At 69.0% G+C, this 24,641-nt stretch carries 25 protein-coding genes; 16 read left to right on the top strand and 9 right to left on the bottom strand.

Going from position 1 to position 24,641, the window contains the following annotated elements:
• Together ACZ6ZD_RS00410 and ACZ6ZD_RS00405 are read right to left on the bottom strand one after the other, a co-directional pair.
• Entirely contained in the window at positions 1-1,311 is a 1,311-nt protein-coding gene (locus ACZ6ZD_RS00410; RefSeq protein ID WP_465666829.1) for an ABC1 kinase family protein, read from the bottom strand.
• A 120-nt stretch (positions 1,312-1,431) separates the two neighbouring features.
• Positions 1,432-1,590: a DUF5679 domain-containing protein gene (locus ACZ6ZD_RS00405; protein ID WP_012922897.1), complete on the bottom strand. Its 159-nt coding sequence runs from the start codon at positions 1,588-1,590 to the stop codon at positions 1,432-1,434.
• 509 nt (positions 1,591-2,099) lie between these two features.
• Here ACZ6ZD_RS00405 and ACZ6ZD_RS00400 point away from each other — a divergent pair.
• Positions 2,100-2,636, top strand: coding sequence for a YgjP-like metallopeptidase domain-containing protein (locus ACZ6ZD_RS00400; RefSeq protein WP_465666827.1), 537 nt, complete (start codon positions 2,100-2,102; stop codon positions 2,634-2,636).
• Positions 2,637-2,823: 187 nt separating this feature from the next.
• On the top strand, positions 2,824-5,016 hold the full coding sequence (locus ACZ6ZD_RS00395) for an MMPL family transporter (protein ID WP_465666825.1): 2,193 nt from the start codon (positions 2,824-2,826) through the stop codon (positions 5,014-5,016).
• Positions 5,017-5,030: 14 nt separating this feature from the next.
• On the opposite strand, the gene ACZ6ZD_RS00390 is transcribed toward ACZ6ZD_RS00395, so the two are convergent.
• A complete protein-coding gene (locus tag ACZ6ZD_RS00390; RefSeq protein WP_465666823.1) occupies positions 5,031-5,522 on the bottom strand; it encodes a GNAT family N-acetyltransferase in 492 nt (163 codons plus the stop codon).
• Positions 5,523-5,544: 22 nt separating this feature from the next.
• Positions 5,545-6,120: a CGNR zinc finger domain-containing protein gene (locus ACZ6ZD_RS00385; protein ID WP_465666821.1), complete on the bottom strand. Its 576-nt coding sequence runs from the start codon at positions 6,118-6,120 to the stop codon at positions 5,545-5,547.
• Between the two features lie 63 nt (positions 6,121-6,183).
• Between ACZ6ZD_RS00385 and ACZ6ZD_RS00380 the strand changes: the two genes are divergently transcribed.
• Complete coding sequence (locus ACZ6ZD_RS00380) at positions 6,184-7,332, top strand: MFS transporter (protein ID WP_465666819.1); 1,149 nt, start codon at positions 6,184-6,186, stop codon at positions 7,330-7,332.
• On the opposite strand, the gene ACZ6ZD_RS00375 is transcribed toward ACZ6ZD_RS00380, so the two are convergent.
• On the bottom strand, positions 7,307-9,568 hold the full coding sequence (locus ACZ6ZD_RS00375) for an FdhF/YdeP family oxidoreductase (RefSeq protein ID WP_465666817.1): 2,262 nt from the start codon (positions 9,566-9,568) through the stop codon (positions 7,307-7,309). The genes ACZ6ZD_RS00380 and ACZ6ZD_RS00375 overlap by 26 nt on opposite strands.
• 392 nt (positions 9,569-9,960) lie before the next feature.
• Between ACZ6ZD_RS00375 and ACZ6ZD_RS00370 the strand changes: the two genes are divergently transcribed.
• The 9 genes from ACZ6ZD_RS00370 to ACZ6ZD_RS00330 all read left to right on the top strand — a co-directional run bounded on the left by ACZ6ZD_RS00370 (position 9,961) and on the right by ACZ6ZD_RS00330 (position 18,305).
• The gene (locus ACZ6ZD_RS00370; RefSeq protein ID WP_465666815.1) at positions 9,961-10,335 is read left to right on the top strand and encodes a type II secretion system protein; all 375 of its coding nucleotides are present in this window, start codon (positions 9,961-9,963) and stop codon (positions 10,333-10,335) included.
• A gap of 82 nt (positions 10,336-10,417) precedes the next feature.
• Positions 10,418-11,500 carry a type IV pilus twitching motility protein PilT gene (locus ACZ6ZD_RS00365; protein ID WP_465666813.1) on the top strand — a complete coding sequence of 361 codons (1,083 nt, stop codon included), beginning with the start codon at positions 10,418-10,420 and terminating at the stop codon, positions 11,498-11,500.
• Complete coding sequence (locus ACZ6ZD_RS00360; protein ID WP_465666811.1) at positions 11,497-12,702, top strand: GspE/PulE family protein; 1,206 nt, start codon at positions 11,497-11,499, stop codon at positions 12,700-12,702. The genes ACZ6ZD_RS00365 and ACZ6ZD_RS00360 overlap by 4 nt, the downstream gene beginning before the upstream one ends.
• Positions 12,699-13,904, top strand: coding sequence for a type II secretion system F family protein (locus ACZ6ZD_RS00355; protein WP_465666809.1), 1,206 nt, complete (start codon positions 12,699-12,701; stop codon positions 13,902-13,904). The genes ACZ6ZD_RS00360 and ACZ6ZD_RS00355 overlap by 4 nt, the downstream gene beginning before the upstream one ends.
• Positions 13,904-14,338, top strand: coding sequence for a type II secretion system protein (locus tag ACZ6ZD_RS00350; RefSeq protein ID WP_465666807.1), 435 nt, complete (start codon positions 13,904-13,906; stop codon positions 14,336-14,338). Before ACZ6ZD_RS00355 ends, ACZ6ZD_RS00350 begins: the two co-directional genes overlap by 1 nt.
• A complete protein-coding gene (locus ACZ6ZD_RS00345) occupies positions 14,329-14,964 on the top strand; it encodes a prepilin-type N-terminal cleavage/methylation domain-containing protein (RefSeq protein WP_465666805.1) in 636 nt (211 codons plus the stop codon). The genes ACZ6ZD_RS00350 and ACZ6ZD_RS00345 overlap by 10 nt, the downstream gene beginning before the upstream one ends.
• Positions 14,961-16,904 carry a hypothetical protein gene (locus ACZ6ZD_RS00340; protein WP_465666803.1) on the top strand — a complete coding sequence of 648 codons (1,944 nt, stop codon included), beginning with the start codon at positions 14,961-14,963 and terminating at the stop codon, positions 16,902-16,904. Before ACZ6ZD_RS00345 ends, ACZ6ZD_RS00340 begins: the two co-directional genes overlap by 4 nt.
• A gap of 80 nt (positions 16,905-16,984) precedes the next feature.
• A complete protein-coding gene (locus ACZ6ZD_RS00335) occupies positions 16,985-17,626 on the top strand; it encodes a LuxR C-terminal-related transcriptional regulator (protein ID WP_465666801.1) in 642 nt (213 codons plus the stop codon).
• A 40-nt stretch (positions 17,627-17,666) separates the two neighbouring features.
• Entirely contained in the window at positions 17,667-18,305 is a 639-nt protein-coding gene (locus ACZ6ZD_RS00330; protein ID WP_465666799.1) for a hypothetical protein, read from the top strand.
• Between the two features lie 535 nt (positions 18,306-18,840).
• Here the strand turns inward: ACZ6ZD_RS00330 and ACZ6ZD_RS00325 are convergent.
• On the bottom strand, positions 18,841-19,140 hold the full coding sequence (locus tag ACZ6ZD_RS00325) for a hypothetical protein (RefSeq protein ID WP_465666797.1): 300 nt from the start codon (positions 19,138-19,140) through the stop codon (positions 18,841-18,843).
• An 8-nt stretch (positions 19,141-19,148) separates the two neighbouring features.
• The gene (locus ACZ6ZD_RS00320; protein WP_465666795.1) at positions 19,149-20,141 is read right to left on the bottom strand and encodes an MFS transporter; all 993 of its coding nucleotides are present in this window, start codon (positions 20,139-20,141) and stop codon (positions 19,149-19,151) included.
• 9 nt (positions 20,142-20,150) lie between these two features.
• Here ACZ6ZD_RS00320 and ACZ6ZD_RS00315 point away from each other — a divergent pair, with 9 nt between their 5' ends.
• Entirely contained in the window at positions 20,151-20,825 is a 675-nt protein-coding gene (locus ACZ6ZD_RS00315) for a TetR/AcrR family transcriptional regulator (protein WP_465666793.1), read from the top strand.
• On the opposite strand, the gene ACZ6ZD_RS00310 is transcribed toward ACZ6ZD_RS00315, so the two are convergent.
• Both ACZ6ZD_RS00310 and ACZ6ZD_RS00305 read right to left on the bottom strand, forming a co-directional pair.
• Positions 20,809-21,348 carry an NUDIX hydrolase gene (locus ACZ6ZD_RS00310; RefSeq protein ID WP_465666791.1) on the bottom strand — a complete coding sequence of 180 codons (540 nt, stop codon included), beginning with the start codon at positions 21,346-21,348 and terminating at the stop codon, positions 20,809-20,811. The genes ACZ6ZD_RS00315 and ACZ6ZD_RS00310 overlap by 17 nt on opposite strands.
• 41 nt (positions 21,349-21,389) lie before the next feature.
• A complete protein-coding gene (locus ACZ6ZD_RS00305) occupies positions 21,390-22,676 on the bottom strand; it encodes a zinc-dependent metalloprotease (RefSeq protein WP_465666789.1) in 1,287 nt (428 codons plus the stop codon).
• A gap of 118 nt (positions 22,677-22,794) precedes the next feature.
• Here ACZ6ZD_RS00305 and ACZ6ZD_RS00300 point away from each other — a divergent pair, with 118 nt between their 5' ends.
• Genes ACZ6ZD_RS00300 through ACZ6ZD_RS00290 form a run of 3 tightly spaced genes read left to right on the top strand, consistent with a single transcriptional unit; the run spans position 22,795 to position 24,635 of the window.
• Complete coding sequence (locus tag ACZ6ZD_RS00300) at positions 22,795-23,235, top strand: molybdenum cofactor biosynthesis protein MoaE (RefSeq protein WP_465666787.1); 441 nt, start codon at positions 22,795-22,797, stop codon at positions 23,233-23,235.
• 30 nt (positions 23,236-23,265) lie between these two features.
• Positions 23,266-23,601, top strand: coding sequence for a hypothetical protein (locus ACZ6ZD_RS00295; RefSeq protein WP_465666785.1), 336 nt, complete (start codon positions 23,266-23,268; stop codon positions 23,599-23,601).
• Positions 23,598-24,635, top strand: coding sequence for a YlbL family protein (locus ACZ6ZD_RS00290; protein ID WP_465666783.1), 1,038 nt, complete (start codon positions 23,598-23,600; stop codon positions 24,633-24,635). Before ACZ6ZD_RS00295 ends, ACZ6ZD_RS00290 begins: the two co-directional genes overlap by 4 nt.
• The last annotated feature ends 6 nt before the right edge of the window (positions 24,636-24,641 follow it).

Here is a 24,641-nt window from a genome sequence, read left to right as displayed (position 1 = left end):
TCAGTCGGTGAAGCCGGGCAGCAGCTCCTCGAGGACACCGCGGAACGGCGCCTCCGCGTCGAGCTGCGAGAGCACCGCCATCCCGCCGATCCAGACCCGGTGGATCAGTACGTACGACGGCGGCAGGTTGAGTTTGAAGGCGAGGGTCGCGTTCGGCGAGCGGAAGTCGCTGGTCCGGTTCGCCTGGGCGCGCATCCACTCCCGGCTGAAGTGGAAGGTCTCCTCCCGGGCCGGCTCCGCGAACGGCGCCAGGTAGTCCATCAGCTGCTCGGGATCGATCTCCATCCGGGGCTTGATGAAGCCTTCGTCGACCAGCCCGTCGCGGACCGAGACCGCATCGCCGCTCAGCGAGATCCGCAGCAGCCGCCCGATCGCCGGCGGCAGCCCCTCGGGGAGGCGGGCGCAGAGGCCGAAGTCGACGACGCCGAGGCGGCCGTCGGGCATCACCCGGAAGTTGCCCGGGTGTGGGTCGGAGTGCAGCAGACCGGCGTCCCGCGGGCCACTGAACAGGAACCGCGCGTACTTGAGGCCGATCGCGTTGCGCTCCTCGCGGGTGCCCTCGGCGATGTACGACGACAGCGGGCGGCCCTCGATCCACTCCGAGACGATGACCGTCGGGGAGTGCTTGATGACCCGCGGGACGACGAACTCCGGGTGGTCCTTGAAGGCATCGGCGTACTGCTGCTGGGCCTGGGACTCGCGGTCGTAGTCGAGCTCCTCGCCGATCCGCTCCTGCAGCTCGGCGATCAGCGGTTTCATGTCCATCCCGGGGACGAGCGCGCCGAACGAGCGGGCGAACCGGCCGAGCTGGCGCAGGTCCGCGCGCAGGGCCTCGGCGGCGCCCGGGTACTGCAGTTTGACCGCGACCTCGCGGCCGTCCTTGAGCGTGCCGCGGTGCACCTGGCCGATCGACGCGGCCGCGGCCGGCTGGTCGCTGAACTCGGTGAACCGGTCCCGCCAGCGCTTGCCGAGCTCCCGGGACAGGATCGTGTCCACGGTCGCGATCGGCATCGGGGGAGCGGAGTCCTGCAGCTTGGTCAGCGTGGCCCGGTACGGCGCCGCGAGCTCCTCGGGCATCGCCGCTTCCATCAGGCTCAGCATCTGCCCGAATTTCATCGCGCCGCCCTTGAGCTCGCCCAGGACCGAGAACAGCTGCTCGGCCGTCCGGCGCTGGAACTCGGCGAGCACGGCCTCGGCGGGCGCGCCGCCGATCCGCTTACCCAGACCGACCGTCGCCCGGCCGGCGGCGCCCAGGGGCAGGCTGGCGAGTTTCGCGGTCCGGCTCAGCGCCTTGCGGGGGAGGTCCGACACACTCCCATTCTGTCGGGTGACCCAAGCCGGGGCTGCGCCGGGGGCCTCGTGTCGGGCCGGAATGCCGTCGGGGCGGTGACGGACCGTGTTCGATCCGTCACCGCCCCGCGGTGTGGTGCGTCAGGCCTTGCCGAGGATCCGGTTCAGGTTCGTACCGCACTCGGGGCACTTGGCCTTCGCCATGCGCGTGCCCTTGTCGTTGACCTTGACCTCGCCGTCGGCGGTGCGCTTGGCCTTGCACTTGACGCAGTAGAACTCGCCGCTCCAGGTCTCTGCCATGAGGGCCCTCTCCTTGCTTCTGAATCAGCCCGGGGTTGTCACCGGACCAGTCGTGGATGCTAACGGCAGACCGTCCTGCCGTAGGCCGTTCGGCCCAATCGGGATTCACCCTACGGCCTTCTGAGCCGTGCTCAAGCCCACCGACGCGCTCGGCCCCGCCTGGGCAAACCCTTTCCGCAGATCGGGCCGGCACGGAACAGGCTCCCGGTGAGCCGCCGCCGGAACCACTCGGCTTCCCCTCCGAGTGGCCCCGATGCCGGTCCGGGAGCCTGTTGACCCCGACGCTAGAAGGCGCCGCCGTCCGGCGCAAGAGGAGGTTGTCCACCCCTGTGGATAACTCTGTGCGCAACCTGTGGGACGCGCCGCCCGGCGCTGTGGACCGACGGGGGAACACGGTGTGAACAACCGTTGTCGCCGTCCTCGCGATCTGGCGTCTGACCTGCGAAAACGTCGATGCACAGGATGTGGACCGAAGAAAGTTGTCGGATTCGGGAGGTAGTTTTTGCCTCATGGCCGATTCCCCGCCGCGCCCGATCCCGCCGTACGTCGACATCCGTCGCAGCAAGCGGCGCAAGCGGACCGTGAGCGCCTACCGGGACGGCGAGCGGGTGATCGTGCTGATGCCCGATCGGCTCTCCGCGGCCGAGGAGGCGCGCTGGGTGGAGACCATGCTGGCGCGGCTGGACAAGCAGCGCAGCAGATCCCGCGTGTCGGACGAAAAATTGTTGGCCAGAGCACACGAACTCGCGTGTCGTCACCTCCCCGAAGTGCCCGAACCTGCGTCCGTGCGCTGGGTTTCGAACCAAAACAGACGGTGGGGCTCCTGTACTCCGGCGGACCGATCGATCCGGCTGTCGACCCGGTTGCAGTCGATGCCGGCCTGGGTCCTGGACTACGTCCTGGTCCACGAGCTGGCCCACCTGATCGAGCCGGCCCACAACGCCGCGTTCTGGGAGCTGGTGCACCGCTACCCCAAGGCGGAGCGGGCCGAGGGCTACCTCGAGGGGGTCTCCGCGGCCTCGTCGCTGGACCTCGAGGAGTTCTGACCGGTCGCGATCGTCCGATTACAGATCGTGACGGTCAGGGGTTCGGGTAGGGCTACCCCCAGGGTCGCGTCGGGTCCTTCCTCCATGGTTCCGGAGGTCGCCGCACGGGAGGCTTTTGAGCCGTAGCCAGCGCCACGCCAGGTGCGCTGGGTGGGGCGTCGAGGCGGCGCAGAGGGGCGGGACGGTTATGTCCAAGGGACAGATCACGGTGCGTGCGGCGCGCTGGAGCGCGACGCATCCGTGGCGGGCGATCGGGATGTGGGTGGTCCTCGTGATCGCCTGTTTCGCGATCGGCGCGGCGACCGGCACGAAGAAGTCCGACAGCAACGGGGACATCGGTGAGGTGACCCGGTCCGAGCAGATCGTCAAGGACGGGCAGTTCGACGATCCGGATGTGGAGAGCGTGCTGATCACGGCGCCGTCCGGGCAGCTCGACCAGGCCAAGGCCGGCCAGGCGGCCGGCGCGGTGAGCGAGCGGATGCGCGCCCTCGGTGGGGTCGCGGACGTCGCCCAGCCGATGCCGTCGCCGAACAAGGACGCGCTGATCGTCCGGGTCACGCTGAAGGAGGGCGGCGGCGAGGACAAGGATCGCGTGCAGCCGCTGCTGGACGCGACCGCCGACGTCCAGAAGCAGTACCCGGACCTCCGGATCGAGGAGGTCGGCGGGCTGTCGATCGGGCAGGCGCTCCAGGAGACTCTCGGGGAGGACTTCAAACGCGCGGAGATGTTCAGTCTGCCGATCACGCTGGCGATCCTGCTGGTCGCGTTCGGCGCGCTGATCGCCGCGTCGGTACCGCTCCTGCTCGCACTGTCGGCCGTCGCCGCCGCGATCGGGCTGTCGGCCGCCGCGTCGCAGCTGGTCCCCGCGGTGGACGCCGTGAACAGCGTCATCCTGCTGATCGGGATGGCGGTCGGCGTCGACTACTCGCTGTTCTACCTACGTCGCGAGCGGGAGGAGCGGGCCAAGGGCCGCGGTCACGTCGACGCGGTCGAGATCGCGGCCGCCACCTCGGGACATGCGGTCGTGGTCTCCGGGACGGCGGTGATCATCTCGATGGCCGGGCTGTTCCTGGCCCGGGACACGGTGTTCTCGTCGTTCGCTGTCGGTTCGATCCTGGTCGTCGCGGTCGCCGTCATCGGTTCGCTGACCGTGCTGCCCGCCGTCCTGGCGAAGCTCGGCCGCTGGGTGGACAAGCCGCGGATCCCGCTGCTCTGGCGGCTGACCGCGAGCAAGTCGGAGCCGAAGTTCTGGCCGACCGTGCTGAAACCCGCGCTGAAGCACCCGATCGCCACGCTGCTGGTCTCGGTCGTCGCGCTGCTCGCGGTCGCCTCGCCGGCGCTGGGGATGGCGCTGAAGTTCCCCGGTACCGAGGACCTGCCGCGGACGACGCCGGTCATGCAGGCCTACGACCGGCTGACCACCGCCTTCCCGAGCACCGGGACGAGCCACCAGGTCGCGATCAAGGCTCCCGCCGATCAGGCGCCCGCGGTCAAGGCCGCGCTCGCCGAGCTGGTGCAGCGCACCAAGAGCGACAAGCTCTTCGCGCAGGACGGCCTGCAGGAGCCGCGCGTTTCCAAGGACGGCACGGTGGCCACCCTCGAGATCGCGACGCCGTTCGACGGCGGTAGCGACGAGGCGCGCGACTCACTGACCAAACTGCGCACCGAGCTGATGCCGCAAACCGTCGGCAAGGTGACCGGCGCCGAGTACGCCGTCGGCGGCTTCGTCGCGGCCGACGTCGACTACGCGGCGCACACCAAGTCGAAGCTGCCGCTGGTGATCGGGTTCGTCCTGCTGCTGACGATGATCGTCATGATCGTGACGTTCCGCTCGGTGGTCGTCGCGGTCACCGCCATCGTCCTCAACCTGCTGAGCGCGGGCGCGGCGTACGGCGTCGTCACCGCGGTCTTCCAGAACACCTGGGCCGAAGGCATCCTCGACTTCCGCTCGAACGGCGCGGTCGTCTCCTGGCTCCCGCTCTTCCTCTTCGTGGTGTTGTTCGGTCTCTCGATGGACTACCACGTCTTCGTCGTCAGCCGGATCCGCGAAGCGGTCCTCCGCGGCGTCCCGACCCGACAAGCCGTCGCCGAAGGCATCACCGGCTCGGCCGGCGTCGTCACCAGCGCCGCCGCCGTCATGATCGGCGTCTTCGCGGTCTTCGCCACCCTCAGCACCCTCGACATGAAACAACTCGGCGTCGGCCTGGCCGTCGCCATCCTCATCGACGCCACCATCATCCGCGCCGTCGTCCTCCCCAGCGCCATGATCCTCCTCGGCGACGCCAACTGGTGGGCCCCCAACTGGCTCCGCCCCAAACCCGCCAAACACGCCGCATCCCCGGCCGCCGAACCCGACCGCCAACTAACCCCAGTCGGCTGACCCCGCGCGGGGCGTCACACCCCAGGTGCGACGCCCCGCAGCTCGAAACGCATGTCGTAGTTGGGGATGTGGACGCCGCGGATCTGGTTGGCGGGGTTCTCGCGGGTGACGGTGAAGCCGAGGGCTTCGAAGGCGGGGCGGGCGGTGCGGCTGGCGTGCGTCACCAGGTGCGTGAGTCCGTGGGCGGCGGCTTCTTGCTGGATCTTCTCGACGAGGAGGCGGGCGATGCCGCGGCCGCCGTGGTCGGGGTGGACGAAGAGCATGTCGAGGACGCCGTCGTCGGTGAAGTCGCTGAAGCCGGCGACTTCGTCGTCCACACAGGCGATCCAGGTGGACGCCGAAGCCCGGCGAGCGGTCCACTCGTCGGTGTCCACTTCGTCAGGCGCCCAGGCGCGGACTTGCTCTTCGGTGTAGTCGCGGGCCGCTGTACGCCGAACCGCGGCGTGGTAGACCCGCCAGGTCGGAACGGCGTCGGCGGGGGTGTAGGGGCGCAGCGTGATCGGCATGACCAGCGACCCTAGACGGCGACTAGGTCGTTTGGCGGGCGCGGTGGGCGGCGGCTTTGACGCGGCTTTGGCATTGGGGGGAGTGGAAGCGGCGTTGGGCGTTCTTGGAGGTGTCGACGAAGACGCGGTCGCAGGCGGGGGCTGCGCAGACGCCGAGGCGGCCGCCGAGGTCGCTGCCGACGGCGAGGGCGAGACCGGCGGCGCAGCCGGCGGCCCAGCCGTTGACGAGGGTGTCGTCAGGGCCGTGGAAGTGCAGGCTCCAGCCGTCATCACGGCGGTCGAGCTGTGGACGGGCGTTCGTGTCGAGGAGGAGAGCGTTGATCTCGGCCGCGGCCCGATCGAGCTCACCGGCGTGAGCCGACTCGAAGACGATCCGCATCCGCCCGGCCAGCGCCGCGAGCCGGCGCGCGTCGTCCGGTCGGACGCTCGGCTGTGGGTAGCCGATCGCGGCCAGCGCATCGGCCACCGCCTGCGCCTCGTCCGCCGGTGCGGGGAGTGGCGCACCGCCGGCGTACCCGGGCGTCAGCCGGTTCACGTACTCGACCGACGCGGCCAACACACTGCGGGCATGACTATCAAAAGACACTTGACCGGTCATGCGTCTCCTTCCTAAGCTCGTCCGTGACTGATCATATCGACTTAGCTAGTCACGGAGGGCCTGATGGTGGTCACTGCTCGGCCGCGCGTGTCCCGGACGGTCTGGATCCTCGTCGTCGCCCGCGCGGTGAACCGGATCGGCGCCTTCACGCTGCCCTTCCTCGGTATCGTCCTCGCCGTCGAGTTCCACGCCTCGCTGACCGCGACGGGGCTGATCCTCGCGCTGTTCGGCCTGGCCACCATCCCGTCGCGTCTCCTCGGCGGACAGCTGGCCGATCGCCTCGGGCCGCGGCGGACGATCGTCCTCGGCCTGGTCGGCTGCGCGACCGCGCAGCTCTGGATCGCACTCAGTACGACGCTCTGGTCGGCCGTCGCCGCGACGGTTCTGCTCGGCCTGTCGTTCGAGATCTACGAACCTCCCAGCCAGGCAACGATCGCCGACGCCACCGAGCCGGCCGACCGGCCCGCGGCGTACGGGCTGCTCGGCGCCGCGATGGCGACCGCCGGTGTGCTCGCCGGGCTGCTCGCCGCAGCCGTCAGCCACTGGGATCTGCGCTGGCTGTTCGTCGCGGACGCGCTGTCCTGCCTCGCCTGCGCGCTCCTGATCGCCCGCACGCTACCGCCCGATGGACGCCGAAACCGCACCCGGCCCGACGTCGCGGCATGGCGCGACCGCCGGCTTCTGCTCCTCCTCGCGAGCGGCACCGCTTTCGCGACCTTCTACATGCAACTGGTCGTCGGCGTCCCGCTCACTCTGCTCGAACGCGGTCTGTCGCAGTCCGGCACCGGCATCGTCCTCGCCGTTTCCGCGATCACCCTGATCGCCGGGCAGCGCCTGCTGCGGATCGAGCTGGACGACGTCCGCGCGATGGGTCTCGGCTACCTGCTGCTCGCGGTCGGCCTGGTGGTCTGCGCCTTCGCCCGGACTCTGCCCGGCTTCTTGCTCGCGACCGTGCTGTGGAGTCTCGGCGAGATGTTCCTGCTGACCCGCTACCTGACCCGAGCCGCCGGCCTCGCCCCCGATGGAGCCCGCGCCCGCTACCTCGCGATCTTCGGCCTCAGCTGGGGCGTGGCCACCACCATCGCCCCGCTGATCGTGACCCGGCTGCTCGAAGTGGCCGGCCCCGAAGGGCTCTGGCTCCTGAACGCCGCTATCGCCCTCACCCTCGCTACCGCACAACCCTGGCTCAGGACCCGACCGGCTCCAGCCTGACGGTCAGCCCCTTCGCGACCGGGGTGTTGCTGCCCTTCGCCACGTCGTCGGCCGCCATCAGCACGTTCGTCTCCGGGTAGTACGCCGCCACGCACCCGCGCGCCGTCGGGTACGAGACGAGCCGGAACCCCGACGCCCGCCGCTCGACCCCGCGGAACTCGCTGACGATGTCGACGTACGCGCCGTCCTCCAGGCCGAGCTCCCGCAGGTCGTCGGGGTGCACGAAGACGACCTCGCGAGTACCGTGGACGCCGCGGTAGCGGTCTTCGAGGCCGTAGATCGTGGTGTTGAACTGGTCGTGACTGCGCAGCGTCTGGAGCAGCAGCCGGCCCGGTGCCGTCGGCAACCAACTCAGGTCGTTCGCGGTGAACTGCGCCTTCGCGTCCGACGTCCGGAACTCGCGTTTGTCGCGCGCCGCGTGCGCGAGCAGGAAACCGCCCTCGTTGGCCCGCAGCCGGTCCTCGAAGTCCTCGTAGCCGTCCGCGACGCGGCCGATCCGCTGCCGGATCAGGCTGTAGTCATCGGCGAAATCCGCCCAGGGGATCTGCCCGACCTCCGCGACGACGGCCTGCGCGATCCCGGCCACGATGCCGATCTCGGATTTCAGCTCCGGCCCCGGCGGCGTCAGGTTCCCGGTGGACAGGTGGACGGCGCCCTGGGAGTCCTCGACGGTGACGGACTGCGGGCCGTTCGGCGTCCGGTCGAAATCCGTCCGGCCGAGGGTGGGCAGGATCAGCGCCTCGCGGCCGGTGACCGTGTGCGAGCGGTTCAGCTTGGTCGACACGTGCACGGTCAGGTCGCAGGCGCGCAACCCGCGGTGCACGACCTCGGTGTCCGGGGTCGCGGAGGCGAAGTTCCCGCCCATCGCGAAGAAGACGCGGACGGCGCCGTCGCGCAGCCGCAGCACCGTCTCGGCCGCGTCGATCCCGTGCTCGCGCGGGGAGGTGAACGAGAACTCGCGATCGAGCCGGTCGAGGAACGCCGCCGGCATCTTCTCCCAGATGCCCATACTGCGGTCGCCCTGCACGTTCGAGTGGCCGCGGACCGGGCACGGCCCGGCGCCGGGTTTGCCGATGTTGCCCTGCAGGAGCAGCACGTTGACGATCTCGCTGATCGTGGCGACGGCCTCGCGGTGCTGGGTCAGACCCATCGCCCAGCAGATCACGGTCGCCTTCGAGTCGATGAAGCGCTGGGTCAGCTCCTCGATCTCGGCCCGGCGCAGCCCCGTGGCCAGCTCGACGGCCGGCCAGTCCAGCTCGGTGTTGTGTTTGGCGTACAGCTCGAAACCGCTGGTGTAGGTGTCGATGAAGTCCTTGTCGAGCACCGTGCCGGGGCTGGCCTGTTCGGCCTCGATCAGCAAGTGGCCGATGGCAAGGAACAGCGCCTGGTCGCCGCCGATCCGGATCTGCAGGTGCTGATCGGCCAGCGCCGTCCCCTTGCCGATCCAGCCGCCGACCTTCTGCGGGTTCTTGAAGTTCATCAGGCCGGGCTCGGGCAGCGGGTTCACCGAGACGATCTGGCCGCCGTTGCGTTTGGCGATCTCCAGGTGGCTGAGCATCCGCGGCGCGTTGGTGCCCGGGTTCTGCCCGACGACCACGATCAGCTCGGCCTGCTCGAGCATCTCCAGCGTGACGGCGCCCTTCCCGCTGCCGATCACCCGGGTCAGCGCCGTCCCGGAGGACTCGTGGCACATGTTCGAGCAGTCCGGCAGGTTGTTCGTCCCGTAGGCGCGGACGAACAACTGGTAGAGGAACGCGGCCTCGTTACTCGTCCGGCCCGAGGTGTAGAAGACGGCGTCGTTCGGATCGGGGAGCGCCTTCAGGTGCCGAGCGACGACCTGGAACGCCTCCGCCCAGCCGATCGGCTCGTAGTGCGTGCCGCCGGCCCGGAGCAGCATCGGCTCAGTGAGCCGGCCGAGTTTGCCCAGGTCGAACTCGGAGATCTCGTGCAGCTGGGCGACCGAGTGCTCGGCGAAGAACTCCCGCGGGACGCGTTTACGGGTCGCCTCCCAGGCGACCGCCTTGGCGCCGTTCTCGCAGAACTCGGCCGCGTGTTTGCGTTTGTGGTCGGGATCGGGCCAGGCGCAGGACGGGCAGTCGAAGCCGCCGTCCTGGTTCATCTTCAAGAAGACCTTGCCGGTCCGGGCCGGGCCCATCTCACGGAAGCCGAACTTGAACGACGAGAGCACCGCGGGCACCCCGGCGGCCTTCTTCTTCGGCTGCTCGATATCGACCATGTCTCCACGATAGTTCCATCTATCAATCGGCGGCCCGTCGATAGCCGAAGCTGTGGACAAGTGGCGTCCGAAGCCATGATCGGCAGCCGTCCTGTGTGCTCGCATCCCATACTGCGGAACGCGCGGGCTCCCTGTAGTCGTCGCACTGGAGGGTGCTGCTGTCGGGTGTTTGGCCGACAGGTGTCGGCCGGGTGGCGAGGGGCGTCGGCCGTTCACCCGCTGTGACGCGCGTCGTCCAGCGACCAGGCTGTGTCCCGGCAGCCAGTGGCATCCGGGGGGATGTGAGCCGGGGTCAGCTGGATTTACAGGGGTCGAGCTGAGCCGGTCGCCACGCTGTCGCGCCTGGTAGACCCCGTCTCCGTCGCCTGCGGAGCATCAGTGAAGGAAGCACCATGAGCCACCGCCTTCGGGCCGTCGCATGCGCCAATCGCCCTGACCGGACCAAGAACCAGTCCGGATTCACTCTGATCGAACTGCTCGTCGTGATCGTCATCCTCGGCGTTCTGTCCGGGATCGTCGTGTTCGCCGTCTCCGGCATCCAGGACCGCGGTAACGCCGCCGCGTGCAAGACCGACAAGAAGAGCGTCGAAGTCGCCGTCGAGGCGTACTTCGCGAAGAACGGCACGTATCCGCCGGCCGGTGACCCCGGCTGGCTCGAGCTCACCTCCGGTGTCAACCAGCTGCTGCGCAGCAGACCGACCGGCACCGGCTACACGATCGCTCTCGGCATCAACGGCAGCGTCACGGCGTCCGGCGCCTGCACCTGATCGAGTCCCGCCCCTCACCGGGCGTGGATCGGCTCTGAGGAGGGCCGGTCCACGCCTTGGGCCGACATGCCGAAGGGACCTCATGCGCATCCCCATGCCCGGTAGCCGGGTCGACCTGTTGCTCGAAGAACTCTGGAACGCCGGTGGCACCGATCTGCTGCTCACCGTCGGAATGGCGCCGCAGCTACGGGTCCACGGCGTACTCCGGCCGGTGTCGGACCGGACGCCGCTGACCCGGCGGGACACCGACTCCATGCTGGCCGAGATCCTCAATCCACACCGCTCGAACGTCTGGCAGACGACGTACGAGCACGACTTCTCATTCTCGTGGCGGGACAACGCCCGCATCCGTGCAAACGCCTTTACCCAGCGCGGCGACACCGCTGTGGCGCTGCGGATCATTCCACGCAGCATTCCGACCATGTCCGAGCTGGGACTGCCTCCTGTGCTCGGGACCTTCGCTCGCGCCTACCAGGGGCTGGTACTGGTCACCGGGCCGACTGGGTCCGGCAAATCGACCACTCTGGCCGCGATCATCCACCAGATCAACACGAACCGGGCCTGCCACATCATCACCATCGAGGACCCGATCGAGTACGTCCACGAGCACCGACGGTCGGCTGTGAACCAACGTGAGGTCGGCAGCGACACAGCGTCGTTTCCGGACGCGCTCCGCGCCGCACTGCGCGAAGACCCCGACGTACTACTGGTCGGAGAGATGCGGGACCTGGAGTCGATCCGCTTTGCGCTGACCATTGCCGAGACCGGCCATCTGGTGTTCGCGACGCTGCACACCAACGACACCGCGCAGTCCTTGGCGCGCATCATCGATGTCTTCCCGCCGGAGCAGCAGACGCAGGTCCGGGTGCAGCTGGCAGCCGCACTGAGCGGAGTGGTTCACCAACGGCTGCTGCCGCGGACCGGCGGCGGACTGGTCGCGGCGTTCGAGGTGATGGTGGCGAACGCCGGCATCCGCAATCTGATCAAGGAGGGCAAGACGCACCAGCTGCGCAACGCACTCGTCACCGGTCGCCGTGAAGGGATGATCACGTTGGAACAGTCGTTGTCGGGGCTGATCCAGCGCGGCGAGATCGCACCCGAGGATGCGTACGCGCGGAGTTCGCATCCCAAGGAGATCGAGCTACAGCCGCGGGTGGCCTCATGAAGCACAGCGGACGTGCGGCGGTCCAAGAAGACGTCCCGGTCGTTCAGGTGGTGGAGCGGATCATCGCCCAGGGACTGCGGGAGCGGGCGTCCGACATCCACATCGAGCCGCACGACAACGTCGTCCGGGTTCGGCTGCGGGTCGACGGCGCGCTGCGGGAGCTGGTCGAGCTGCCGGGGGCTATCGGACCGGCGGTGGTCAGCCGGCTCAAGGTGCTGGCCAATCTGGACATCGTCGAGCGCAGACGCTCGCAGGACGGACAGATCCGGATGCGGGTCACGGACCGGGACATCGACATCCGCGTCTCGACCGCAGCGGTGGTCGGCGGTGAGAAGGTCGTTCTGCGGCTTCTCGACAAGGGACGCTCGCTGCTGCGGCTGGAACAGCTCGGTATGACTTCAGAGCTCGTCGGACGCTACACGGGTGTGCTGCGGACGCCGTACGGGATGGTCATTTGCGCCGGGCCGACCGGCAGCGGCAAGACGACCACGCTGTACGGGTCGCTCGGTGCGATCGACAGTCCCGAGCGCAACGTGATGACGATCGAGGACCCGGTTGAGTACAGCTACGCGTCGATCAACCAGATTCAGATCAACGAGGCTGCCGGGATCACCTTCGCCACCGGACTGCGGGCGATCCTGCGGCAGGACCCGGACGTCATTCTGGTCGGTGAGATGCGGGACTCCGAGACGGCGCGCATCGCCGTCCAATCTGCACTCACAGGTCATCTGGTGCTCTCCTCGGTGCACGCCACCGACACTGCGACCGCGCTGCATCGCCTACTGGACATGGGGATCGAGAGCTACCTGGTCGCCTCGTCAGTCAGTGCAGTAATTGCGCAGCGGCTGATTCGCCGCGTATGTGTCAGCTGTCGCGAGTACTACGACCCACCGGCCGCGGAGCAGGCCTTCTTGCGCAGTAGCGGTGTTGACGTACCAGCCGGGGGGCTGCTGCGCGGTGCGGGGTGCACCTTCTGCGCTCAGACCGGCTACCACGAACGGACCGGCGTCTACGAGCTGCTGACGGTGTCGGACGCGATCCGAGAGCTGATTGTCGACCGGGCGCCGCTGGGGGAGATCCGCAAGGCCGCGAGCTACGAGGGGATGCGAACGCTGCAGGAAGCAGGCGCCCGGATGGTGCTGGCCGGCACCACCACGGTTGCCGAAGTACTGCGCTCGATCTACACGGTGGGGACGAGATGACGAGATACGCCTACGTCGCGGTAGAGGCCGACGGCAGTACCAAGCGCGGTACGACCCGCGCGGAGAGCCGCGAAGACGCGGAACTGGCCCTGGCTGGTCGGGACCTGCGCAACGTCCGTCTGGCCGAGAAGCCGAGTTTGCTACAGCTGGAGATCACCAAGCGGCGGGTGAAACGCGAAGAGGTCATGCACCTGACCCGACAGCTCGGAGCGTTCGTCGCTGCGGGTCTGCCGCTGACGGAGTCCGTGCACAGCCTGGCGCGCGAGGCTGAGAACACCTCGGTCCGCCGCATGATGCTGGAGGTCGAGGACGGCCTACGGGACGGCGAACGGCTCTCCGACTGCTTTGACCGCCATCCGCGGATCTTCCCGGAGTTCTATCGAGGCATCCTGCGGTCGGCCGAGCTGAGCGGCCGGCTGGACACGGTGCTGGCGCAGCTCGCGCGCTACCTGGAGCGGGATCTGGAAGCCCGCAGAAGAATCAAACAGGCCACCATCTATCCAGCGGTGGTCGCAGCGATGTCGATGGTCACTCTGATCGTGCTGGCCGGATTCGTGCTCCCGCGCTTCCAGACGTTCTTCGACAGTCTTGGCGCCACGCTGCCCTTACCGACGCGCATCCTGCTCGGAATCACCACCTTCCTGTCCAGCTGGTGGTGGGCGCTGATGATTGGTGCCGGCCTACTGATCCTTGCGCTCGTCCCCGCGACCAGTACGACGGCCGGTCGCTACCTGCGCGATCGCCTCCTGCTGGCGCTGCCGGTGATTGGTCCGACGATCCAGTTCGCTCTGGTCGAGCGGTTCTGCCGGATCCTGTCGTCGATGGTCAGCGCGGGTGTGCAGCTACCGCAGGCGCTGCGGGTCGCGACTGGCTCGCTGCCCAACCGGGTCTATCGGCGGGCGCTGGACCGAGTGTTGGAGGCGATGCTGCGGGGTGAGGGGCTGGCCCAACCGCTGGCCGCCACCAGCCTGTTCCCGGCGACGGCCGCGCAGATGCTCCGAGTGGGCGAGGACACCGGCACCCTCGACAACCAGCTGGAAGTCACCGCGCAGTACTACGAGGGCGAGCTGGACCACAAGCTGAAGAAGCTGATCGGCCTCTTCGAGCCCGCTGTGATCGTGGTGATGGGCGGAGTGGTCGGTTTCGTCGCCATCGCTCTGGTGTCCGCGATGTACGGCATCTTCCGGCAGGTGCAGGGCTGATGAGCCAACGCGGGGAGAGCCTGCTGGAGCTGGTGGTCGCCATCGCGCTGATGGGTGTGGCCATCGTCGCCGTGATGGCTGGGCTGACCACAACCGTGCTGATGTCCGACACCCAGCGCAAGGAGGCCACGGCGGTCACCACAGTGCGCAACTACGCCGAGGCTCTGCAGAACTACGTTGCCGACGGCCACTACGTCGCGTGTGCCACGTCGTACGTCGTTCCAGGTTTCGCCGTGCCGGAGGGGTTCACGGCGAAGGTGGTCAGCGGGTCCGTGCAGTACTGGACCGGTGCCCTGTGGCTGCCGCTCTGTCTGCCGGACCGCGGGCTGCAGCGGGTGCGGGTCGCAGTGTCCAGTTCGGACGGGCGAGCGTCGGAGACACTGGACGTCGTACTGCGCAAGCCGTGCCGGGTAGGCGATTCGCCGTGCACGTGAGGCGGAGCGAGCAGGGCTTCACACTGATCGAGATCGTCATCACCATGGCCTTGATGGGGGTGGTGTCCCTGGCTCTGGCGGACCTCGTCACCACGGCGCTCCGGCAGATCAGTGCGACGTCCGATCGGATGGACATGGCGCAGGACGCCGAGCTCAGCGCGACGTACTTCGCCCGTGACGTCGCCGCGATGGGACTGCGGGACTACGGCACCGTCGGCCTGGACGGCAGCCAGCCGTTCAAACAGTCGGTGCAGCTCGCTGCGCCCTTCGCTGCGGGTGGAGTGACCTGCGGGCCGCTGCCGGACGCCGCCGTCCGGCTGTTGTCGGACCACTGGGACACCTCCGTCACTCCAGCCGTCCGGCGCACAGCGGTCGTCACGTACTACCTGAAGCCGGCAGGTTCGGTGAGTGAGCTGCACCGGGCTACCTGCGTCGGCCCGAGTACGACGCCGGCGTCCGACGTCCGGGTGGCTGCGAACGTCAAGCCGGGCAGCCTGGCCGTGACTTGCTCGACTGCCTGTACGTCCGCCGCAGTGCCGCGAAACGTCACTGTGCGGCTTCTGCTGACCAAGCCGGCCGCAGGTGACCAAGAGGTCCTCCTCAGCGGCATCCGGAGACAGTCGTGAGGCGGCGCGACGAACGCGGCTCGTCGTTGCTGTTGGTGCTTGTCGTGATCACAGTGATCGCGACTGCGCTGTCTGCGCTGCTGTCCCGCGCTGACACCGCACAGCGCGTGTCGAACAGCCTGCGTGCGCAGACAGTGGCCTCGTACGCCGCCGACGGCGCGATGGAGGCAGCGATCAACAACCTCCGCAACAGCAGCTACAACGGTGAGTCCGGTCAACGCTGCTTCGGACTGTCGGACTCACTGTCACTGGTCCTGTTCAACGGACTCGACTCGGCTGCAGTCACTTGCCGTCCGGACCCCAAGCAAGTGGTTGTGCAGTGTCGGGTCGCCAGCGAGTGCAACCGTCCTGCCAACGCTGTGCTGACGCTTGGCACGATTGCGGGCGAGGCAGGGCTCAGCATCGAGCAGCCCGCGGACTCGACAGTGCAGATCCGGGGCAGCGTCGTGTCGAACTCCTCGATCGACGTCGCTGCCGGCCAGCTCGGCGCAGCGACGCTGTCGGCACGCGGTGGCTGCTCCGGCTCACTACTCGGCGATCCGCTCTGCAATCTGGCCGACCTGCCGGGTGGCGCCAACCCCAGCTATCCGTCGCTCGCCGCTGTCCCGCCGCACCGGTCGCTGCCGAGCTGTACTGCGCCCGGAACGGTCACCTTCTTACCTGGGTACTACGACGACGCTGCCGGGCTGACTGAGCTGATGGCGAGCGACAGTCCTTGTCGGGGCAGCACCTGGTGGTTCAAGCCCGGGAACTACTACTTCGACTTCCAGAACGCTACGAATCCGTTGCTGGACGGCGAATCGCACGCCTGGACGATCGACAGCGGCGTTCTGATCGGAGGCACCCTGTCCGGCGGCTCGTGCGCCAGCCCACTCGATGGAGCGGCCACTGGGGTGCGCTTCGTCTTCGGCGGCGACAGCCGGCTGGTGGTGCAGGGCGGCCGCGCTGAGCTCTGCGGCAGCTACTCCGCGAACCAGCCACCGATCGCCGTCCAGGGTCTGACCAGCGGAGCCGCGGCCGTGACCACAGACCTGCTTCGGCCGACCTCGGTCGGGCTACTGAGCAAGTTCGGCCTGTCTGCGACGCCGGGGCGGCTCGCTGCCGCAGACGGCGTTGCTGCGAGCTGGAAGAGCACTGCGGCCGGGGACAGTGCGCTGCTCACGCTCAGTGGCTACAGCCAAGCAGGGTCGATCCCGGCTGGTTCGGTACTCGAGTCTGCTGCCCTGAAGATCACCCACCGGCACAGCGACGCCGCCTCGGTCGACCGGCTCGACCTATCGGTTGACGTTGGCTCGGGTGCGCCGATCACTGCGACGGTCACGGGCGGTCTGGGCGGCCCGGCGTACCGGACCGAGACGGTCCCGCTCGATACCGCGCGGACTGGTGCGTTGGCGCAGGAGGTGTACGCGGGGACGTTCACCGGAGCGAGTGTGTCGGTCACGACGCGGCTGCCGGCTAAGGACGACACCGAGGACATCGACGCCGTCCAGTTGGAGCTCCGGTACGCCACACCTGTCTTGCGGGCTGCGGACGGATGCGTGACCGCTGGGCCGTATCCCAGTAATACAAGCGCTTGTGCACTGATCGAGTCGTCGGGCCGGTTCGTCGTCCACGGGACGGTCGACGCACCGGAAGGCGTACTGGACCTCGCTGTGGCACCGGGTCCGCAGCCAGTCGTGTCCGGTGGGGTCGTGGTGCGGGCTTTGCACCTCACCGCGACGGGAAGGCTGTCCGGTGTGACGATCGCTCGACCGGACGACTCACCCGGATTCACCTTCGGGGTCCAGCTGACGGCGTACATCTGTCCGGGGGCGTTGTTGTGCCCGGCCAGCGGCAAGCCGGCGCTGCAGGCCCGGATCGGGCTCGTCGACGCCGATCCGGAACACCCCGCGGCAGGGCGGCGAGCCGTGACTGTCCTCGGCTGGTGGCGACCCAACTGATGACCTGCCGAGTCACATCGCGAGCGCCGTCCTCTATCGCGACGGCGTCACGCTGCGTAGTTTGGTCCGCGGGGGGATCCATGAACGAGTTGGTCAAGGTCGTCGTCATCGACGGTCACACGCTGGTCCGCTACGGCCTGATCGGTCTGGTCGGTACGGAGCCCGATCTGGAGGTGGTCGGCGACAGCGGACGGCGTACCGAGGTGTTCGGCCTCGTACTTGCCGAGCGTCCGGACGTCGTCGTCCTGGACGTCTCACCACCCGACCTGGCCGGGCTGCGGGCAGCGCGGGAGCTGCGCAGCCAGTACGCCGAGCTGGGCATCGTCCTGCTGGCACCGGCGGAGCAGGACGAAGTGCTCTTCGCGGCGCTGGAGTCAGGTGTCTCGGCCGTCGTCGCCAAGGACGCACCGACCGACGAGATGCTCGCCGCGATCCGGCACGCTGCGGTGGCACCCACCTCCTTCACAGCCACTGGTCTGGGCCCAGCCATGGCCAGACGGGACCATTCACCCGCGCAGTCCCTGCTGAGCCCGCGGGAGGCGCAGGTTCTGGACCTCCTGGGCCAGGGGCTCTCCGTGCGGGACATCGCGCTTGCGCTGTCGGTGAGTATCTCTACGGCCAAGACGTACGTCGCTCGGCTCTACGAGAAGCTCGAAGTCTCGAACCGGGCGCAGGCCATCATGACCGCACTCCAGCGCGGACTGCTGGCGCCGAAGCCCTGAGCGGACTGCCAGCAGCTGGCTGCGGCTAGGCTTTGGCACCATGCCGTCCGGCCACACCACCGCTCCCGACCGTCGAGTCGTCGTACTGGTGGTGCCTGCGACGCCGACCTGGGCACCGCCGGGTCGCACGCCGACTGCCTGGCACCAGGCGCTTGCCGAGGACACCTACGAGCTCTTGGCCGCGTTGGACCGCGTGGACGTCGCAGTCGCAGTAACTGCGGCTGCTGACGCCGAAGCGGAGCTGGAGCCGATCAAGGCGCTTACCTGGCCGGGGACTCCGGTGTTCGCGGTCACTTCGGCGGATCCGGTCCTTGAAGCGGTTGCCGGGGTCGGTCCGGCGGCCGCAGTGGTGGCGGTGAGCCACGACGTCCCGGATCTGCCGGGCCTGCTGATCGGGAAGCTCTTCCGGGCCCTGGGGTCGGCCGACATCGCTGTGACCCCGGCGACCGATGGTTCGCTGGCAGCCATCGGCGTCAACCTCCCGGTCGCTTCCTGGGTCGCGGAAGCCGCGCCGACCTTCGACACCACCCTCGCCGAACTCGAGGCCCGCAAGCCTCGACGGCATGCGGTCGCGATCGGGCCGGGCTGGCACCGGCTGCGGTCGGCTGCTGACCTAGCGCAACTGGATCCCGGCCTCGAGGGCTGGGAAGCGACAAGATCTCAACTTCGTCGTCCGTGACCCGTCACCTTCGCCGAAGTCGCTCGTTCACCATGCAGCGGGGGCTTCGGGGGAGGCCGGCACCAACCGCCGATGCCGTTCAGGGGCGGTGATCGACACCTGGTGCCCACCCGCCACAGGCCCGCTCGGGGGAGCGGGCCGGCAGTCACGGCCGTCCCTGAAGCGGCCGCGAACGCCACGGACACGGGGATGCGGTACGACGGGGGACACGGGGAAACAGCAGTACGCACGGGGACGCAGTACACGGGGATCGCAAGGCCAACGGGGATGCAGTTTCACGGGGAATCGCAGTACACGGGGGAGCGGATCCGGGGGTCGCTGTACGGATGGGGGAGTGCAAAGCCGGGGGGATCGCTGTACACACGGGGATGTGGGGGAACACGGGGGAAATGGGGGCGCGCCGGCTCGGCCGGCGTGTGGACGGGGGGATGCGGTAACCGGGGGGAAAGTGGGGCAGCAGTGAGGCACCACGATCGCTAGCTGGGGTGAGCACATCAGGTAGGTGCTCACCCCAGCTACGTGAGGATTGCCCGGGCTAGTGGGCGGCTTGCTGAGAGTGCTTCGGCAGCAGCCCGACCAGGAGCAGCGCCAGCAGATAGATCGCCGCACAAATCGCGAACACCAGGGCCGCGGCGAAGTACGAGTGCGTCGAGGGGGTGCCAACCCGGCTGAAGAAGACCGTGCCGAGCGCGGCGACGCCGATGGCGCCGGCGAACTGCTGCGCGGCGTTCAGTACCCCCGCGCCGGAGCCGACCTCGTGCGGCGTGGCATCGCCGAGGATGAAGTCGAACAGCGGAATGAACAGCAGACCCGCGCCGATGCCGGTCAGCGCCAACGCCGGAGTCAGCTTCCAGACCGTGACGGCGTCACCCCAGTGCGCGGTGGACCACCACAGACCGAGCAGGCCGATGACGGCGATCGCGAGGCCGAGTTGAAGATTGGCTCGGCCAAGTTTCTCGGCGAGAGCACGAAGGCGCTCAGCGCGGCGTAGAAGCCGCCGGTGATCAGCAGACCCACGACGAAGCTGCGCTTCTTGAACAGCGAAGGAGTGATGACCGGGTGCCGGCTGCGGCGCTCCGAGCGGACAAACAGCCCGAGAGCGACGACCGCGCCCGCGAGCATCGCGTATGTCGAGGCGGGCCAGCCGAGATCGCGGCCCTGGATGAGCGGCACGATCAGCAATGCCGAGGCCACGGTGAGGAGGCTCACGCCGACCAGATCCAGTCGGGTGCCGCGGTCCTCACCGCTGTGCCGGGGCAGGACCAGCCAGCCGATCGCGAACGCCAGGACGCCGAACGGGATGTTGATCAGGAAGATCGAGCGCCACTGACTGCCGAACAGGTCGAGATGCAGCAGCCAACCGGCGAGGATCGGGCCCGCGACCGTCGCCAGGCCCATGATCGGGCCCATCGGCATCAGCGCCTTGCGCAGGTGCTGGGGCGGGAACACGATCTTGATCAGGGCGATCCCCTGCGGGATCATCACCGACCCGAACAACCCCTGGAAGACCCGCGCGACGATCAGGATCGCGGGGCTCGGCGCGAGCCCGCAGACCAGCGACGCGAGCGTGAAACCGGTCATCCCGAGCAGGAGGAGCCGGCGCCGGCCGAGTAGGTCGCCGAGCCGGCCGGAGGTGATCAGACCGAGCGCGAACGCGGCCGTGTAGGCGGACAGGACCCATTGCAGCGTCATCGGGCCGCCGCCGAGATCGGCCCGGATCGAGGGACCGGCGAGGTTGGCGACGCTGGTGTCGATCAGGTCCATGAGCTCGGCGACGACCACGACGACGAGGACGAGCCAGGCGCGGCCGAGTGGCAGCGGCGCGCCGTCCGCCATGGGCAGCTCGTGACCGATGCCGCGCCCGCCAAGCCGCGGAAGGCGCCGATCACCGCGGACCGGATCACCGACGCCGCGCTGGAGGTCATCGCCACCGAGGGGTACGAGGCGCTGACGGTCCGCCGCGTCGCCGCCGTCCTCGGGACCGGCCCGTCCTCGCTGTACGCGCACATCGTGAACAAGGACGATCTGGATGATCTGCTGATCGCCCGGCTGCTGGCCGGGATCAGGCTGCCCGAGCCGGATCCGGTGCTTGGCGGCAGCAGAACCTCGATGTCTACGCCCAGATCCGCGACGAGTACCTCAAGTACCCCGGCGTCTCTCGCGCAGCGCTGGGTGTGGTGCCCACGCAGCTGGAGTCACTGCGGGTCGGAGACGGGATCCTGGCGATCCTGCTGGCCGGAGGGGATCGAGCCGCGAGCGGCGGCGTGGGCCTCGGATGCGCTCACCCTCTATGTGAACGCCTATGTCCTGGAGCTGTCGGTCGTTCGGCAGCGGCAGCGGACTGAGGCTCAGGAGTGGGCGCTGAGTCGCGAAGAGATCCTCGATCGCTTCGCCGCGCTCCCGGCCGATCGCTTCCCGACGATCAAGCGTCACGCCGCCGAACTCACGACCGGCACCGGCCACGACCGCTTCGAGTTCACCATCAACCAGCTGCTCGACGGCCTCATACAGCGCCGCTAGCCGTGCAGCTCGCGATCAGCTGCCGGACGGAGTCGTCCAGCCCCTCCGGCAGCTCGTCGACGGCGAACCAGGCGAGATCCTCCGACTCCGAGCTGACCACGTACGACGTGCTCGTCGCCCGCACCAGGAACTGCACATCCAGATGCCAGGCTCCGGCGCACCCACCTGCCAAGATCTCGTGCCGCGACAACCGCACCGGCACCGGATCGATCGACAGTCCGGTCAGCCCCGACTCCTCGGTCGCCTCCCGCAACGCGGCCCCCGCCAGCGTCAGATCACCCCGCTCGCAGTGCCCACCGAGCTGCAGCCAACGCCCGATCGTCCGATGCAGCGTGAGCAACACCCGCTCACCGCTCTGATCCACCACCAACGCACTCGCCGTCACATGCTCAGGCCGGCACTCCCGCCAAACCCCATCCGCATGCGCCGCCAAATGCCGCAAGTAATGCGCCCGCAGCCCCTCCTGCTCCCCCTCCGGCGCATCCCACCCCGTCAGAACCGCAATCGCATCCGCAGCAAGCACCCGCCCATCCTCCCAAACTCGAGGGAAGGACTCGGCTTCGGCTACTTGGCTGCGGGCGGTTCGGGGGTGTCGTCGGGGTTGTCGAAGAAGTCGCTGATGTCGAGGTCGGAGAGTTCGCCGGCGTGCTGGGCGAAGCCGATGGGGTCGTCGAGGTCGGTGGTGCTGGGGAGGAGGTCGGGGTGCGACCAGAGGTTGTCGCGGCCGTCGACGCCGCGGGCATCACGGACGGCGGCCCACAGGTTGGCGGCGTCCCGGAGGCGGCGCGGGCGGAGCTGCAGGCCGACGAGGGTGGCGAAGGTCTGCTCGGCGGGACCGCCGGCCGCACGGCGGCGACGGACCGTCTCGGCGAGCTGGACGGCGGCCGGCATCCGGTCCTTGGTGGCCTGGCGGACGACGTCGTCCACCCAGCCCTCGACGAGCGCGAGCGCGGTCTCGAGCCGGGCGAGCGCGGCCTTCTGCTGCTCGGAGTCCTCGGGCTCGAACAGGCCGCCGGCCAGCGCCTCCTGCAGGGCCTCCGGGTTCTGCGGGTCGATATCGGTCATCGCGCGCTCGATCTTGGTCGAGTCGACCTCGATCCCAGCCGCGTAGTCCGCGACGGCGGCGAACAGGTGCTGCCGCAGCCACGGCACGCCGGCGAACAGCCGCTGGTGTGCGACCTCACGCAGCGCGAGGTACAGCCGCACGTCCTCGTCGGTGAGCTCGAGCCCCTCGGCGAACTTGACGATGTTGTCCGGCAGCAGGACCGCCTGGCCGGTCGGCCCGAGCGGCAGGCCGATATCCGACGAGCTCACCACCTCACCCGCCAGCTCGCCCAGCGCCTGACCGACCTGCGCCCCGAAGATCGAACCGCCCAGCTGGCGCAGCATCCCGGTCATCGGGCCCGCGAGCTGCTGAGCCTCCGCGGGCAGCGCGCCGCCCATGGCGCCGGCCACGTGCTCGGCGACCGGATCGACGACGACCTGCCACACCGACAGCGTGTTCTCCACCCACTCGGCCCGGCTCCACGCCGCGGACGTCGTGGTCACCTCCGGCAGGGTGGTCGCCTCGTCCAGCCAGTGCTCGGCGAGCCGGACCGCGTCGGCGACCCGCTCGGAGTCGGTCGGCGTGATCGACCGGTCACCGCCCGCGGAGACGGTCTTCCGGGCGATGTCCTTGGCCAGCTCCCAGTTCACCGGCTTTCCGTCGGTCGAGCCGCTGAGCAGTTGCTGGACCTGCGCGAAGATCGCGTTCAGATCCGGGGCGCCGCCCGCGCCGGCCGCGCCCGAGAACTGCTGGAACATGGCCTCGAACGGAGTTCCCTTGAAGGGGTTGTCCGGTTCGTCGCTCATCGGGGTGGCCTTCCTGTGCGGGTGGGGCGTACTACTACCAACGTACTGGTTGCACCGGCCCGTTCCGCCCCCGGCGAACGCATTGGGACGGACAAGGGACAATGGACACACCCGATGAGTGAGAGCGAGTGACATGGGCGACGCGATCAGGCTGCTGGACATCCGCGCGGAGGCGCTGTCCAGCGACGAGGTGCTGGCCGCCGTGTCCGACCCGGCAGCGGGCGGTACTGCGTTCTTCATCGGGACAGTGCGCAACCACGATCAGGATCAGCCGGTGGACCGGCTCAGCTACGAGGCGCACCCCGATGCGCTCGACCACCTCCGGAAGGTCGCCGAGCGGATCTGCGCGGACCCGGCGGTGACCGCGCTGGCGGCCGTCCACCGCGTCGGCGACCTGAAGATCGGCGACGCGGCCGTGATCGTGGCCGTCGCCGCCGCGCACCGCGACGTCGCGTTCGCCGCCTGCCGGCGGCTGATCGACGAGCTCAAGGCCGAGGTCCCGATTTGGAAACACCAGCACTTCACCGACGGTGCCAGCGAGTGGGTCGGCGTGCACTGACCCGTACTCTGGGCGCATGAAGGTGGCCGGATGAGGGTTTTGGCGTGGCTGGCGTTCCCGCTGGCCGTCACGGTCCTGGCCATGTGCTGGGCCGCGTGGCGGGGGCGGAGCCGTGGCCCGCGCCGCTCCGGCGGTGCGTTCGCCTCGGTCGAGGAATTCCGCCGGTTCAGCGACGCCCTGGCCGCTCCGGGCCCGGAGGCCGGCCCGCGGCGCCGCCGGTTCCGGCGGGCGGCGCGCAACGCTTCGGACACGAAGGGGACGGATGACCCGGCCCGGTCGTTGAACTCGGCACGGGGGCACGTCGGCAAGAAGCTCGGTTCGGCCGAGACGCTCGGTTCCACCAAGACCGCAGGGCAGGGTTCGTGACACGTCGTACCGCAACGCTGGTCACCTCGATCGTCGTGCTCGTCATCTCGCTCGGACTGGTGACTGCCTTTCCGGTGCCGTTCGTCTCGTTCAGCCCCGGGCCGGTCAAGGACACCCTCGGCTCGGCGAAGAACAAGCCGGTCATCGAGGTCACCGGGTACGAGACGTTCCCGACCACGGGCCGGCTGGACCTGACGACGGTCTCGGTCACCTCGCCGGACCGGGAGCTGACGCTGCCGCAGGCGATGCGGAACTGGCTCGACCCGCACCACGACCTGTTCCCGCGCGACATCATCTACCCGCCCGACCAGAGCGCCGACGAGGTCGAGCAGCAGAACACCGCCGAGATGACCGGCTCGCAGGACAGCGCCGTCGCCGCCGCGCTGCAGGCCGCGAAGGTCCCCTTCCACACGAAGGTCTCGACCGTCGCGAAGAGCTCGCCGGCCGACGGCAAGCTGAAGCCGGGCGACATCATCCTGGCGGTGGACGGGCAGCCGATGACGCAGATCCCGCAGGTCGGCGAGGCCGTCCGCAAGCACAAGGTCGGCGAGAACGTGAGCTTCCTGATCCGCCGGGGCAAGGCCGAGCAGACCGTGCAGCTGAAGACCGCCGCCACCCCCGGCGAGGACGACCGGCCGATGGTCGGTATCTCGGTCGGCGTCGACTCGCAGGTGAAGGTCTCGGTCAACCTCGGCCAGGACATCGGCGGTCCGAGCGCCGGGACGGCGTTCGCGCTGGCCATCTACGACAAGCTCACCCCCGGCGCGCTGCTGGACGGCAAACACGTCGCCGGCACCGGCACCATCGACGCACTCGGCCAGGTCGGCGCGATCGGCGGCATCCAGCAGAAGATCGCCGGCGCCAAGGAGGACGGCGCGACCGTCTTCCTGGTCCCCGCGCCGAACTGCGGCGCCGCGCTGCACGCGGGCGTGAAGGGAATCCAGCTGGTCAAGATGTCCACGCTGAACGACGCGATCGCCGCGCTGCAGGCGCTCAGCAGCGGGAAGGGCGACGTGCCCACATGTACTTCGTGAAACACC

Source organism: Kribbella sp. NPDC104218, assembly GCF_055584105.1.
The sequence above is the reverse complement of the archived record's forward strand: the minus strand, read 5'-3'. Positions and strand labels throughout refer to the sequence as shown.

Coding starts and splice junctions, on each gene's coding strand:
- ACZ6ZD_RS00405 (WP_012922897.1), bottom strand. CDS start 1,590: ATGGCAGAGACCTGGAGCGGCGAGTTCTACTGCGTCAAGTGCAAGGCC.
- ACZ6ZD_RS00400 (WP_465666827.1), top strand. CDS start 2,100: ATGGCCGATTCCCCGCCGCGCCCGATCCCGCCGTACGTCGACATCCGT.
- ACZ6ZD_RS00395 (WP_465666825.1), top strand. CDS start 2,824: ATGTCCAAGGGACAGATCACGGTGCGTGCGGCGCGCTGGAGCGCGACG.
- ACZ6ZD_RS00390 (WP_465666823.1), bottom strand. CDS start 5,522: ATGCCGATCACGCTGCGCCCCTACACCCCCGCCGACGCCGTTCCGACC.
- ACZ6ZD_RS00385 (WP_465666821.1), bottom strand. CDS start 6,120: ATGACCGGTCAAGTGTCTTTTGATAGTCATGCCCGCAGTGTGTTGGCC.
- ACZ6ZD_RS00380 (WP_465666819.1), top strand. CDS start 6,184: ATGGTGGTCACTGCTCGGCCGCGCGTGTCCCGGACGGTCTGGATCCTC.
- ACZ6ZD_RS00375 (WP_465666817.1), bottom strand. CDS start 9,568: ATGGTCGATATCGAGCAGCCGAAGAAGAAGGCCGCCGGGGTGCCCGCG.
- ACZ6ZD_RS00370 (WP_465666815.1), top strand. CDS start 9,961: ATGAGCCACCGCCTTCGGGCCGTCGCATGCGCCAATCGCCCTGACCGG.
- ACZ6ZD_RS00365 (WP_465666813.1), top strand. CDS start 10,418: ATGCGCATCCCCATGCCCGGTAGCCGGGTCGACCTGTTGCTCGAAGAA.
- ACZ6ZD_RS00360 (WP_465666811.1), top strand. CDS start 11,497: ATGAAGCACAGCGGACGTGCGGCGGTCCAAGAAGACGTCCCGGTCGTT.
- ACZ6ZD_RS00355 (WP_465666809.1), top strand. CDS start 12,699: ATGACGAGATACGCCTACGTCGCGGTAGAGGCCGACGGCAGTACCAAG.
- ACZ6ZD_RS00350 (WP_465666807.1), top strand. CDS start 13,904: ATGAGCCAACGCGGGGAGAGCCTGCTGGAGCTGGTGGTCGCCATCGCG.
- ACZ6ZD_RS00335 (WP_465666801.1), top strand. CDS start 16,985: ATGAACGAGTTGGTCAAGGTCGTCGTCATCGACGGTCACACGCTGGTC.
- ACZ6ZD_RS00330 (WP_465666799.1), top strand. CDS start 17,667: ATGCCGTCCGGCCACACCACCGCTCCCGACCGTCGAGTCGTCGTACTG.
- ACZ6ZD_RS00320 (WP_465666795.1), bottom strand. CDS start 20,141: ATGGCGGACGGCGCGCCGCTGCCACTCGGCCGCGCCTGGCTCGTCCTC.
- ACZ6ZD_RS00305 (WP_465666789.1), bottom strand. CDS start 22,676: ATGAGCGACGAACCGGACAACCCCTTCAAGGGAACTCCGTTCGAGGCC.
- ACZ6ZD_RS00295 (WP_465666785.1), top strand. CDS start 23,266: ATGAGGGTTTTGGCGTGGCTGGCGTTCCCGCTGGCCGTCACGGTCCTG.